This is a genomic window from Mycobacterium alsense, assembly GCF_002086635.1.
Lineage (GTDB): Bacteria > Actinomycetota > Actinomycetes > Mycobacteriales > Mycobacteriaceae > Mycobacterium > Mycobacterium alsense.
In genome coordinates this window covers 42,781-55,887 of record NZ_MVHD01000037.1, presented here as the reverse complement: position 1 = coordinate 55,887, position 13,107 = coordinate 42,781, and the positions used below count along the sequence as shown (strand labels likewise).

Genomic DNA, 13,107 nt, shown 5'->3' with positions numbered 1-13,107 from the left:
GCCGAACAGCAGCCCGCCGGCCCCGCCGGCGCCCCCCGTCCCGCCGGTTCCGCCGACCCCGCCGGCGCCGCCGTTGCCGAACAGCCCTCCGGGCCCGCCGGCGCCGCCGGGCAGGCCGGCCAGGGTGCTAGCGCCGCCGTTGCCGCCGTCGCCGTACAAAAAGCCGCCGGGGCCGCCGGGCTGCCCCACCCCGGAGACCGTTGTCCCGTTGGCGCCGTTGCCGATCAGCGGCCGCCCGAACAGCGCGAGGGTGGGCGCGTTGACCGCGTTGAGCACCTCCTGGCCGACGGCCTGCAGCGGCGAGGCGTTGGCGGCCTCGGCGAGGGCGTAGGAACCCGCGCCCGCGGTCATGGCCTGCACGAACTGGCGGTGAAACGCCGCCGCCCCGGCGCTGATCGCCTGATATTCGGCCGCGTGCGCGCCGAAGAGCGCCGCGACGGCTTGGGACACCTCATCCGCGGCCGCGGCGACCACCCCGGTGGTCGGGGCCGCCGCCGCCGACGTCGCCGCGGCGATCGTCGAGCCGATGCCCGCCAGATCCGCCGCCGCCGACTCGACCACTTCCGGCACCGCGAAAACGAACGACACGCCGTGGCCTCCGATCTCCTACGCGCCGGTCCCCGGACCGATGTTGCGGGCCGGGCGCGTGCGCAGGTCGTGCACGTAATCCTCTGGCGCGCCGGCGATTTCGGCCGCGTCGGCCATCACGCCGAGGTAGCGGGCCGACGGCAGGCCGCCCTCCCAGGCGTCGAGCACGTACAGCCACGCCAGCACCGGGTCGGTGGTGGTGTCCGACGAGATGCGCTCCACCCGGCAGCGGATCTTCTTGTGCACCCCGAACTCGGAGCCCTCCCAGCGGTCGAGGTTGTACTCGTCGGCCGGCGTCATGTCGTAGAGCACGACGAACACCTTCGAACCCGGGTCCTCGACGATCGTGGCCAGCGCGCCCTCCCAGCCGATGTCCTCGCCGCCGAACGTCAGCCGCCACCCGTGCAGCCAGCCCGTACCCGCCATCGGCGAGTGCGGTGCGCGCTTGAGCATCTGCTCGGGATCCATGTTCGATCCGTACGCGGCGTAGAGCGGCACGGGGAAAGCTTAAACGCCGCATCGCCGCGCGCTATTCACCCGAGCGTTTCGCGGGCCCCGCTCGTCGCGGTTAGGTTAGGCAGCGTGGTGACCCGCATCGTAATCCTCGGCGGGGGGCCGGCGGGTTACGAAGCCGCGCTGGTCGCCGCGACCTTAGGCTCGGAGCGGCCCGACGCTCCCGACGTCACCGTCATCGACGCCGAGGGCGTCGGCGGGGCGGCCGTGCTCGACGACTGCGTGCCGTCCAAGACGTTCATCGCCTCCACCGGGCTGCGCACCGAGCTGCGCCGGGCGCCGCGGCTGGGCTTCGACATCGACATCGACGACGCCAAGATCTCGTTGCCGCAAATCCACGCCCGGGTCAAGAGGCTCGCCGCCGAGCAGTCCGCCGACATCGCCGCCCAGCTGCACAGCATGGGGGTGCGCGTGGTCGCGGGCCGGGGCGAGCTCGTCGACCCCACGCCCGGGCTGGCCCGCCACCGCGTCAAGGCCACCCATTCCGACGGCACCACCAGCGAGTACGAGGCCGACGTCGTGCTCATCGCCACCGGCGCCAGCCCGCGCGTCCTGCCGTCGGCCCGGCCCGACGGCGAGCGCATCCTGACCTGGCGGCAGCTCTACGACCTCGCGGCGCTGCCCGAGCACCTCGTCGTCGTCGGCTCGGGCGTCACGGGCGCCGAATTCGTGCACGCCTACACCGAGCTGGGTGTGCAGGTGACCGTGGCGGCCAGCCGGGACCGGGTGCTGCCCTACGAGGACGCCGACGCCGCGCGGGTGCTCGAGGAATCGTTCGCCGAACGGGGCGTCAACCTGGTCAAGAACGCCCGGGCGGAGTCGGTCACCCGCACCGAAGCCGGGGTTTTGGTCACGATGACCGACGGGCGCACCGTCGAGGGCAGCCACGCGCTGATGACGATCGGGTCGGTGCCCAACACGAGCGGGTTGGGCCTGGAACGGGTGGGCATCGAGCTGGGCGCCGGCAACTACCTGCGGGTAGACCGGGTGTCGCGCACCTCGGTGCCCGGCATCTACGCCGCGGGCGACTGCACCGGGCTGCTGCTGTTGGCGTCCGTGGCCGCCATGCAGGGCCGCATCGCGATGTATCACGCGCTGGGGGAGGGCGTCAGCCCGATCCGGCTGCGCACCGTGGCGGCGACGGTGTTCACCCGGCCCGAGATCGCGGCCGTCGGGGTGCCGCAGTCGATGATCGACGACGGTTCGGTGCCCGCCCGCACCATCATGCTGCCGCTGCGGACCAACGCGCGGGCGAAGATGTCGGGGCTGCGGCAGGGCTTCGTCAAGGTGTTCTGCCGCAGGTCCACCGGCGTGGTGATCGGCGGCGTGGTGGTGGCGCCGATCGCCTCCGAGCTGATCCTGCCGATCGCGGTGGCCGTGCAGAACCGCATCACGGTCAACGAGCTGGCGCAGACGCTGGCCGTCTACCCGTCGCTGTCGGGCTCCATCACCGAGGCCGCGCGCCGGTTGATGGCCCACGACGATCTGGACTGAAACCCGAACGAAAACGGCTAGCCTGGGTGCAGCAAACGCTACCGACGAGTAACCGATGGGAGTCTGTCGTCGTGCCCGATTCGTCGCCGCCCGCCTCCACGCTCGGGCCCGCCACGCGCGCGGCGGCCTGGGAGCGGCTCGGCGCCGAGCAGTTCGACGTGGTGGTCATCGGCGGCGGCGTGGTGGGCGCCGGATGCGCGCTGGACGCCGCCACCCGCGGGCTCAAGGTGGCGATGGTCGAGGCCCGCGATCTGGCGTCGGGGACGTCGAGCCGCTCGTCGAAGATGTTCCACGGCGGGCTGCGCTACCTCGAGCAGCTGGAGTTCGGTCTGGTCCGCGAGGCGCTCTACGAACGCGAGCTCTCGCTGACCAAGCTGGCGCCGCACCTGGTGAAGCCGATGCCGTTCTTGTTCCCGCTGACCAAGCGCTGCTGGGAACGTCCGTACGTCGCCGCGGGCATTTTCCTCTACGACCGCCTGGGTGGCGCGAAATCCGTTCCGGCGCAAAAGCATCTGACCCGCGCCGGCGCCCTGCGGCTGAGCCCGGGGCTGAAGCGGACGTCCCTGATCGGGGGGATTCGCTACTACGACACCGTCGTCGACGACGCGCGCCACACCATGACGGTCGCGCGCACGGCCGCGCACTACGGGGCGGTGGTGCGCTCCTCCACCCAGGTGGTCGCGCTGCTGCGCGAGGGCGATCGGGTGACCGGCGTGCGGGTGCGCGACTCCGAGGACGGCGCGATCACCGAGGTCCGCGGCCACGTCGTGGTCAACGCGACCGGGGTGTGGACCGACGAGATCCAGGCGCTGTCCAAGCAGCGCGGGCGGTTCCAGGTGCGCGCCTCCAAGGGCGTGCACGTCGTGGTGCCGCGGGACCGCATCGTCAGCGACGTCGCGATCATCCTGCGCACCGAGAAGTCGGTGATGTTCGTCATACCGTGGGGCAGCCACTGGATCATCGGCACCACCGACACCGACTGGAACCTCGACCTTGCCCACCCCGCGGCCACCAAGGCCGACATCGACTACATCCTCGGGACCGTCAACACGGTGCTGGCCACGCCGCTCACCCACGCCGACATCGACGGCGTGTACGCGGGGCTGCGGCCGCTGCTGGCGGGCGAGAGCGAGGAGACGTCCAAGCTGTCGCGCGAGCACGCGGTGGCGGTGCCCGCGCCCGGGCTGGTGGCGATCGCCGGCGGCAAGTACACGACCTACCGGGTGATGGCCGCCGACGCGATCGACGCCGCCGCGCAGTTCATCCCGGCCCGGGTGGCGCCGTCGATCACCGAGAAGGTGAGCCTGCTGGGCGCCGACGGGTACTTCGCGCTGGTCAACCAGGTCGAGCACGTCGCGACGCTGCAGGGTCTGCACCCGTACCGGGTGCGCCACCTGCTGGACCGCTACGGTTCGCTGATCGACGACGTACTGGCCCTGGCGGCCGACGCGCCGGACCTGCTCAGCCCCATCAAGGAGGCCCCGGGCTACCTGCGGGTGGAGGCGCTGTACGCGGCCGCCGCCGAGGGGGCCCTGCACCTGGAGGACATCCTGGCCCGCCGGATGCGCATCTCGATCGAGTACTCGCACCGCGGCGTCGACTGCGCCCGCGAGGTCGCCGAGGTGGTGGCGCCGGTGCTCGGCTGGAGCGCCGCCGACGTCGACCGCGAGGTCGCCAACTACACCGCGCGGGTGGAGGCCGAGGTCCTGTCGCAGGCCCAGCCCGACGACGTGTCGGCGGACGAATTGCGGGCCAGCGCGCCCGAGGCGCGCGCCGAGATCCTCGAGCCGGTTCCGCTCAGTTGAGGCCCAGTTGAGGCCCGCCCCGCTTCCCGTGCGCGACGGGCTCGGCCCCGCGCGGGTGCGGCTGCGCGGCGGCCCGGTGCTGGCCGAGCTGACGGCGCGGTTCGGGGTGGCCGACCGCGAGGTCGTCGACGCCGACGGGGTGGCGGTCGATGAGACGACGGTGCTGTCGGCGGGTTCGTTTGTGTACCTGTATCGCGAGCTGCGCGAAGAGGTTCCGGTGCCGTTCGAGATGCCGATTCTGCATCGTGACGACGACATCGTGGTGGTCGACAAGCCGCATTTTTTGGCCACCATGCCGCGGGGGCGCCACGTCGCGCAGACCGCGCTGGTGCGGCTGCGGCGGGAGCTGGGCCTGCCCGAGCTGAGCCCGGCGCATCGGCTCGACCGCCTGACGGCGGGCGTGCTGGTGTTCACGGTTCGGCGCGAGGTGCGCGGCGCGTACCAGACGCTGTTCGCCCGCGGCCTGGTCGCCAAGACCTACCTGGCGCGGGCGGCCGTCGATCCTTCGCTGGCGCTGCCGCGCGTGGTGCGCAGCCGAATCATCAAGCGGCGCGGAAGTTTACAGGCTGTCACCGAGCCGGGTGCGCCCAACGCGGAGACGCTGGTGGAGCTCGTCTCCCCGGACGGGTTGTACCGCCTGACGCCGCGCACCGGACGCACCCACCAGCTGCGCCTGCACATGGCCTCGCTCGGGGTGCCGATCGTCGGAGACCCGTTGTATCCCTATGTGATTGACGTGACGGCCGACGACTTCAGCACGCCGCTGCGGCTGCTGGCGCAGCGCATCTCGTTCGACGACCCGCTGACCGGTGCGCGCCGCGAGTTCGTCAGCGGCCGGACGGGTCCGTAGCGCTGCAGCCGTTTATCCACAACTTGGGCCGGCGGCCACAGCGTGTCAGTCCGCGTCGCTATACTCGAACGTATGTTCGATGAGTCGGGTCCGGGGTCGCGGGCTGCGGTGATCGCGCGCTTTGATGAGTTGTTCGAGCGGCGTTATCCGTCGACGACGGCGCAGTCCACGGCCCTGCTGAACCGGATCGCTGCGGCGTCGCGGGCGGAGAATCGGCAGGCCGCCGCGCAGCTGGCGTTGATCGGGGAGTTGTTTTGCTATCGGCTGTCGCGCTGCTCGGACACCGAGGACTGGGCGATCGACACGATGGAGGCGGTGGCCGCCGAGGTCGCGGCGGTGTTGCGGATCAGCCAGGGCCTGGCCGCCAGCCGGTTGCGCTATGCGCGGGCGATGCGTGAGCGCCTGCCGAAGGTCGCTGAGGTGTTCAAGGCCGGCGATATCGATTACCGGGTGTTTCAAACCCTGGTGTATCGCACCGATCTGGTCACCGACCGCGACGTGCTGGGCAAGGTGGACACCGCGTTGGCGGCCAATGTGGCGCGCTGGCCGTCGATGACGCGGGGCCGGCTGGCCGGGCAGGTGGACAAGATCGTCGCCCGAGTGGATCGGGATGCGGTGCGGCGCCGCGCCAAGCATCAGCGCGATCGCGAGATCTGGATCGGCGATCTGGCCGAATCTGGGATCTCGCAGATCAACGGCACCCTGTTCAGCGTTGACGCGCACGCGCTGGATCAGCGGTTGGATGCGTTGGCGGCCACCGTGTGCGGCCACGATCCGCGCACCCGCGAGCAGCGCCGCGCCGATGCGCTGGGGGCGCTGGCCGCCGGGGCGGATCGGCTGGGCTGTCGCTGCGCACGGTCGGATTGCGCCGCCGGCGCCAAGCCGGCGGCCGGGCCGGTGGTCATCCACGTCATCGGGGAGCACGCCACCGTCCAGGGCCACGGCACCACCCCGGGCTCCGAAATCGGCGCCGATGGGCTGATCCCGCCCGAACTCGTCGCCGAGCTCGCCAAATCGGCCAAGCTGGTGCCGCTGTTGCACCCCAGCGACGCGGCCCCGGAGAAGGGCTACGTGCCGTCGCGACGGTTGACCGACTTCGTGCGGTGCCGGGACTTGACCTGTCGGGCGCCGGGTTGTGACCGCCCGGCCACGCGCTGCGAGGTCGACCATACGATCCCCTACAGCCGAGGCGGGGCCACTCACGCGAGCAACCTCAAATGTCTATGCAAGGTGCATCATTTGCTGAAAACCTTTTGTTGGTGGCGTGATCAGCAACTGCCCGATGGCACCGTGATCTGGACGCTGCCCGACGGGAACACCTACGTCACCACCCCCGGCAGCGCGCTGCTGTTCCCCAGCGTGTGTGTGCCCACCGGCCAGCCACCCAAAGGGCCGCCGCGCACCGAGCCCTGCCCCCAGCGCACCGCCATGATGCCCCGGCGCCGGCGCACCCGCGCCCAGGAGCGCGCCCACCGGGTGGCCACCGAACGCCGCCACAACCGCCAAGCCCGCCAAGCCCGCCAAGCCCGCCAAGCCCACCCGACCCGAAAATCGGAGACCGGCGACTACTTCGGCCCCGCCCCACCCACCGGCGATGAGGATCCGCCGCCATTCTGAGCGCGTGAACACCCGGCGACTGGGTAGCCCGTGGCGATGGACATCACCGTCACGTTCGTCGGCAATGCCACCACGTTGATCGCTGCCGGCGGGCTGACGCTGTTGACCGATCCGAATTTCCTGCACCGCGGGCAGCACGCGTACCTGGGCTACGGGCTGGCATCCCGGCGACTCGAGGAACCGGCGCTGAGCATCGAGGAACTGCCGCCGATCGACGCCATCGTGCTGTCGCACCTGCACGGCGATCACTGGGACAGGGTGGCCCAGCGGGGGCTCGACCACGCGCTTCCGGTCGTGACCACCCCACACGCGGCCAAGCGGCTGCGCCACCGCGGCTTCGACCAGGCGGTCGCGTTGTCGACCTGGCAGCGCCACACGATCATCAAGGGCGCCAACACGATTCACATCACGTCGCTCCCGGGGCGCCACGCGCCGGTGTGGGCACGGCGGCTGCTGCCGCCGGTCATGGGCACCATGCTGGAATTCGTCGACGCCGACGAGTCGGTCCGCCGACTGTACGTGTCCGGCGACACCCTGCTCGTGGACGAACTCAACGAGATTCCCGCCCGTTTCGACGCGATCGACGTCGGGATGCTGCACCTCGGCGGAACCCGCCTGCCGGCCGGGCGCCGGCTGCCGTTCGGGCTGACGGTGACCATGGACGGCCGCCAGGGCGCGGAATTGGTGGCGGCGCTCGCGCTGCCGGAGGTGATCCCGATCCATTTCAACGACTACGGGGTCTTCGCCTCGCCATTGGCCGACTTCGTCGGCGAGATGCAGCGCCGCGGCTTCGCCGAGCGAATCATCACGGTGGGGCGCGGCGCCTCGGTCACCGTGTGAGCGTTCTCGCTGCTCAACGAAGCCTGCGTACCGCTTCGCCCGCCGGCGCCACAGGTATATCGTTCGTCTCATCCGTTACCAACGGGGGAAGGATCCGGCACGTGGGGCGTCGAGGCGCAATGTTTGAGCAGTTATCGCGGCGCCGTCAACGCGATTTCCGGGTTCGCTCCCCGTACAGGGGAATGTGAAATGCCATGGATGTACTAGCGCTGCCCCCCGAGGTGACCTCCGCGCTCATGCACTCCGGGCCGGGCGCCGCCTCGCTGGTCGAAGCGTCCGCCGCCTGGCAGCGCCTGGGCACCGAGTTGGAGAACACGGTCAGCACCTACACCTCGGTGGTGTCCGCGCTGACGGAGTCGTGGAGCGGCCCGTCGTCGACGGCGATGCTGCAGGCCGTCCAGCCCTACATCGCGTGGCTGCGCGACACCGCCCAGCAGTCGCAGCTGATGGCTTCCTCGGCGCAGGCCGCCGCGGCGGCGTTCAACGCCGCGCGCTCGGCGGTCGTTCCGCTTGCGACGGTGACCGCCAACAGGACGCGCCTGGCCCAACTGGTGGCCACCAACCGGTTCGGCAGCAACCTTCCGGCGATCGCGGCGGCCGAGGACGAATACCAGGGCATGTGGGCGACGAACTCCGCGGCCCTGACCCGCTATCAGGCGGCCTCCGACCAGGCCACCGAGCTGCCGGGGTTCTCCTCGCCGCCCCCGATCGCCGGCCCCGCGGGGACGGCCGCCCAGGCCACCGCCGCGCCGGCCGCCGCCGCGCCGGCGGCCTCGACCCCGATCGGGGATTTCCTGGAGTCGATCGTGGGCACCCCCTTCGGCTTCGACCCCAACACGGGTTGGTTCGGGCTGGCGAATACCTATGCGAACCAGTTCATCTCGTCGGGGTTTCCCATCAACATGCTCAGCTACGTGGCGCAGAGCACGTCCGCCCAGGCGCTGCAGAGCGTGGGCAGCGACGTGGGTCAGGGTCTCGCCGAGGGGGAGTCGGCGCTGGGGGCTTCCGAGATCGGCCTGGCCGATGCGATCAGGAGCGCCGGATCGGCGCCGACGGCGTCGCTGGGCGTCGGGGTGTCGATGGGCAAGCTCACCGCGCCGCCGGCGGTGGTGGGGTTGTTGCCCGCAGCGCAGACCCCCGTGCAGCTGGCGTCGGCGGCCTCGCCGATCGACGCCGGGGAGGCCGGGTTCGGCATGCTCCCGCCGCTGATGCCGCCGCCCATCTCGGCGGGCAGCGGCTGGCGCAAGAGGAAGCAGCCCAAGTCCGAGGACCTCGAAATCGGCAAGCAGGTCAAGGGATCGGTGATCCACCCGCCCCCCTCGGCGGGATGACGGCCGCCATGAGAACCGCCTGAGTCATGGATTTTGGGACGCTGCCCCCCGAGATCACCGCGGCGCTGATCCACTCGGGGCCGGGCGCCGGGTCGTTGATCGAGGCCTCGGCGGTCTGGGCGAGGCTGGGTGTCGAGGTGGAGGACGCGCTGCCCGACTACGCCACGGTGCTCTCGTCGCTGGCCGAGGACTGGCAGGGCCCGTCCTCGATGGCCATGATCTCGGCCGTCGACCCCTACATCACCTGGCTGCGCACCACCGCACAGCAGTGCGAGCGGCTCGCCTCGTCGATGCGGGCCGTCGCGATGGCATTCGAATTAGCTTGCCGGACAGTCGTTTTCCCGGTACAGGTCACCGCCAACCGCACCCGGCTGGCACGGCTGGTGGCCACCAATTGGCTCGGGACCAACAGCGTGGCGATCGCCGAGACCGACAGCCAGTACGAGGGCATGTGGGTCAACAATTCGGCGGCGATGTATCGCTACGCGGCGACGTCGGCGCAGGCCACGCGGCTGCCGCAGTTCGTGTCGCCGCCCGCGATCGCCAACCCGGCCGCGGCCGCCGCGCAAACCGCCGCCGCGCCCGCGGCCTCGACCCCGATCGGGGATTTCCTGGAGTCGATCCTGGGCACCCCCGGCGGCTTCGACCCGCAGGTGGGCTGGTTCGGGTTGGCCAACAAATACGCGAACCAGTTCATCGCCGGCGGATTCCCCATCACCCTGCTCAGCTATCTGGCGCAGGCCAATGCGGCGCAGGCGCTGCAGAACGTGGGCAGCAGTGTGGGCCAGGGTTTGTCGGAGGGCGAGGCGGCGCTGTCGGCGGCCGGCGCCGACCTGGCCAACGCGATCAGGGCCGTCGGTTCTACGGCGGCGCCCACGGCCGCGGCGGGCGTGGGTGTTTCGATGGGCAGGCTGATCATGCCGCCCGCCGCGGTCGGGATGCTGACCGCTCCGCAGCCGCCGGTGCAACTCGCGTCGGCGGTATCCCCGCTGCCGGCGGGGGAATCCGGGATGCCCTCGTCCCCGATGCCGCCGATGATGATCCCGCCGTCGACCGGGGCGCGCAAGGGTAAGCGCGAGGGCCGGGACTACGACGACATCGAATACGGCCTGGAGCTCAAGGGGACCTTCATGACCCGCCCGCCGTCAGCGGGATGAGCGGTCGGGCTCGTCGGTGCCCAACGTGAAATAGTTTTCCTCTTCCTGCAGAAAGTGCAGGCGCAGCAGCGCGTACAGGCCGTACAGGCAGGCGAGCAGGTCGTCGACCTGGTCCGGGGCGATACAGCCGCGGCTCTGCGCCAGGGCCAGGTGGGCGCCGATGCGGTCCGACAGACGTTGTATTTCGGCGTGGGTGCGGCTCATCGTGGCGGTGGCCTCACCGGTGCCCAGCGGACAAGCCAGCGCGGGATAGAGTTGGCTTTCCTCGGCGCGTTCGTGGGGAAGGATGCGCTCGACGAGCAGGTGGTGCGCGCGTGTTATCGCTTGCAGCGCAGACTGGTTCGGGGCGACAACCAGGCTGTCAGCGGCGTCCCGCAGCATCGCGATGGTCTCGCGCAGTTCGTCGTGTTCGGCGTCGAAGCGGCGCAGCATCCGTTCGGTTTGTGCCGGCAGATCGATCTCGAGGGACGGATTGCCGCGCAGCGCGCGCAGCGCGTTGAGGATCACGGCAACGTCGATGGCTTCCTGCAGCAGCGCTCCGGCGGCCGGCGGCAGCCATCCGATCGCCGCGACGGCCATCGCGGCCAGGGACAGGCCCATGCCGACCACCGCGCTCTGCACGGCGATGCGGCGCGACCACCGGGCGATATCCATCGCGTCCGCGAGCCGGTCCAGCCGGTCGGTGGTCAACACGATGTCGGCGGCTTCCGACGACGCGGTGGCGCCGCGCGCACCCATCGCCACGCCGACGCCGGCCGCGGCCAGCGCGGGCGCATCGTTCACCCCGTCGCCGACCATCACCGTGACGGCGCGGTCTTGTTCGGCGCGCACGGCGGCGACCTTGTCGGCCGGGCTCTGTTCCGCGTACACCTCGTCCAGCCCCAGCACGGCGGCGACCTCGCGGGCGGGCTCGGTGCGGTCTCCGGTGAGCATCACCAATCGTTGTAGCCCGGCGGCGCGCAACCGGCGCATGGTGCGTGGCGCGTGGCGACGCAGCGGGTCGCGCAGCAGCACGGCGCCGGCCGGTCGCGCGTCGATGCAGACCCAGGCGATGGCGGCGGAGTCCAGGAGGGCGCGGTTCACCGCCGAGCGGGCCCAGTCCGCGGCCACGCCGCCGGTCAGCTTGCCCACTTCGACCCGGCGATCAGCCACGGTGGCGGTCACGCCCCGCCCGGGTTGCTCGGTCACGTCGGTGGGTAGCGACAGCCGCAGGCCGCGCGCGAGGGCTTCGGTGACGATCGCCTGCGCGAGCACATGCGGGGAATACTGGTCCACCGAAGCGGCCAGCCGCAGCACCTCGGTGGCGTCGCAGCCGGGCGCGGTCACGACGTCGATCACGACGGGCTGCCCGATGGTCAACGTGCCGGTCTTGTCCATCACCAAAGTCCTTGCGCGCCCGAGGTTCTCCAGCGCCGCGCCGCCGCGGACCACCACGCCCCGACGCGAGGCGCGCGACAGGCCGGACACGATCGCCACCGGGGCGGCAAGCAACAGCGGACAGGGTGTCGCCACCACCAGCACCGCCACGGCGCGCGTCGCCGATCCGGTGGCCAGCCAAGCACCACCGGCCACCAGCAGCGCCAGCGGCAGGAACCATGCGGCGTACCGGTCGGCCAGCCGCACCACAGGCGCGTTTTCGGCCCGGGCGTCCGCGGCCATCCGCACGATCTGCGCGTAGGCGCTGTCGTCGGCCGTGGCGGTGGCGCGCATTTCGAATGCGCCGCCCGCATTGACCACGCCGCTGCGCACCGGTTCGCCGCGAGCGCGTTCCACCCCCAGCGACTCGCCGGTCAGGACCGACTCGTCGAGCACGGCCGCCGTGCTGGCGATGCGTCCGTCGACCGGTACCACCTCGCCGGGTCCCACGACCAGCAGGTCGTCGACCGCCACCTCGTCCAGCCCGATCGTGCTCACCGCCGACCCGTCGCGGCGGCGAGCGAACCGCGGGGCATGTTCGAGCAGCGCGCGCAGATCGTGCGACGCGCGACGCTCGGCCGCCGCTTCCAGCGCACGCCCCCCGGACAGCATCACGGCGATCAACGCACCCGCGAGGTACTCGCCGACCAGCAGCGTGCCGACCAGCGACAGCACCGCGATGAGGTCGACCCCGATCCGGCCGCGGCGCAGCGCAGCCACCACCCACAGCGACGCCGGGATGATCGCGGAGAACGTGCCCGCCATCCAGCACGCATCGGCCAGTCGGGGCGAGCCGGTCAGCCAAGCGATCCCGCCGGCGGCCAGTGCGGCGACGCCCAGAGCGAACAACGCCGCACGTCCTCTACTGCCCATAACCGGACCCCTTCGGGAAAAAGGCCTGCCGCCAGCGTGGCCCGACCAGGTCAGGTCGGCTAGGGCCGGGGGTCACATGACCGATCCGGCTTTGGTTACCTGTGCCACCCGATCGAAGGACCGAGGTCACTAGGAATGGGGTCGGGGATTCGTGAACATTGCGGCGTGACTGGTTCTTCTTATCCATCCCCCGGTTCGCTTCCGGTGTCCACCGTCATCGGTGAGCCGGTGGCGCGCGTCGTCGCCGACGCGACCATCGCCGACGCCGCCAGCGCGATGATCGCCATCGATGTCGGGGCCGTCGTGGTCGGCGACGACGAGCGGCCCGCCGCGCTGGTGAGCGAGCGCGACGTCGTTCGCGTGGTGGCATCCGGTAAGGACCCCGCCACCGTGTGGGCGCATGACGTGGCCAGCACCCAACTGGTGTGGTGCGACGCCGAGGCGACGATCGATCAAGTGGCGGCGCGGATGATGGACCGCTACGTGCGCCACATCCTGGTGGAGCGGGATGGCGCGCTGGTCGGCATCGTCTCGGCGCGCGACCTGCTCGGCGTTTATAGCGCCTACGGCGCGGACCCGGAAACCGATTCGGCGTAAAGCGCCGCCGGCGGAGTGCCGGGCGC

The 13,107-nt window shown here is 71.3% G+C and carries 10 protein-coding genes and 1 pseudogene; 8 read left to right on the top strand and 3 right to left on the bottom strand.

The features are described 5' to 3' along the window. Together BST11_RS18920 and BST11_RS18915 are read right to left on the bottom strand one after the other, a co-directional pair. Nucleotides 1–588, bottom strand: a 588-nt coding sequence (locus tag BST11_RS18920; protein ID WP_142276432.1) for a PE family protein, incomplete at its 3' end; no start/stop codon positions are given. A gap of 18 nt (nt 589–606) precedes the next feature. Next, a complete protein-coding gene (locus BST11_RS18915; protein WP_068214287.1) occupies nt 607–1,086 on the bottom strand; it encodes a gamma-glutamylcyclotransferase family protein in 480 nt (159 codons plus the stop codon). 84 nt (nt 1,087–1,170) lie between these two features. On the opposite strand from BST11_RS18915, the pseudogene BST11_RS18910 reads away from it, so the two are divergent. The 7 genes and pseudogenes from BST11_RS18910 to BST11_RS18880 form a co-directional block, all read left to right on the top strand. After that, nucleotides 1,171–2,648: pseudogene (locus BST11_RS18910) on the top strand (NAD(P)H-quinone dehydrogenase); the annotation flags it as partial. An 18-nt stretch (nt 2,649–2,666) separates the two neighbouring features. Continuing rightward, nucleotides 2,667–4,400, top strand: coding sequence for a glycerol-3-phosphate dehydrogenase/oxidase (locus BST11_RS18905; protein WP_083139416.1), 1,734 nt, complete (start codon nt 2,667–2,669; stop codon nt 4,398–4,400). A gap of 7 nt (nt 4,401–4,407) precedes the next feature. Next, nucleotides 4,408–5,250: a pseudouridine synthase gene (locus BST11_RS18900; protein ID WP_083139415.1), complete on the top strand. Its 843-nt coding sequence runs from the start codon at nt 4,408–4,410 to the stop codon at nt 5,248–5,250. 72 nt (nt 5,251–5,322) lie between these two features. Then, entirely contained in the window at nt 5,323–6,867 is a 1,545-nt protein-coding gene (locus BST11_RS18895; RefSeq protein ID WP_083139414.1) for an HNH endonuclease signature motif containing protein, read from the top strand. 36 nt (nt 6,868–6,903) lie between these two features. Beyond that, nucleotides 6,904–7,707, top strand: a complete 804-nt coding sequence (locus BST11_RS18890) for an MBL fold metallo-hydrolase (protein ID WP_083139424.1) — start codon at nt 6,904–6,906, stop codon at nt 7,705–7,707. Between the two features lie 194 nt (nt 7,708–7,901). Then, complete coding sequence (locus BST11_RS18885; protein WP_083139413.1) at nt 7,902–9,038, top strand: PPE family protein; 1,137 nt, start codon at nt 7,902–7,904, stop codon at nt 9,036–9,038. A gap of 26 nt (nt 9,039–9,064) precedes the next feature. Continuing rightward, nucleotides 9,065–10,195 carry a PPE family protein gene (locus BST11_RS18880; protein ID WP_083139412.1) on the top strand — a complete coding sequence of 377 codons (1,131 nt, stop codon included), beginning with the start codon at nt 9,065–9,067 and terminating at the stop codon, nt 10,193–10,195. Here BST11_RS18880 and BST11_RS18875 read toward each other — a convergent pair. Continuing rightward, a complete protein-coding gene (locus BST11_RS18875) occupies nt 10,184–12,484 on the bottom strand; it encodes a heavy metal translocating P-type ATPase (RefSeq protein WP_083139411.1) in 2,301 nt (766 codons plus the stop codon). The two genes, BST11_RS18880 and BST11_RS18875, sit on opposite strands and share 12 nt — an antisense overlap. A 165-nt stretch (nt 12,485–12,649) precedes the next feature. Between BST11_RS18875 and BST11_RS18870 the strand changes: the two genes are divergently transcribed. Next, nucleotides 12,650–13,081 (top strand): CBS domain-containing protein, encoded by a 432-nt coding sequence (locus BST11_RS18870; protein ID WP_244897706.1) that lies wholly within the window; start codon nt 12,650–12,652, stop codon nt 13,079–13,081. The last annotated feature ends 26 nt before the right edge of the window (nt 13,082–13,107 follow it).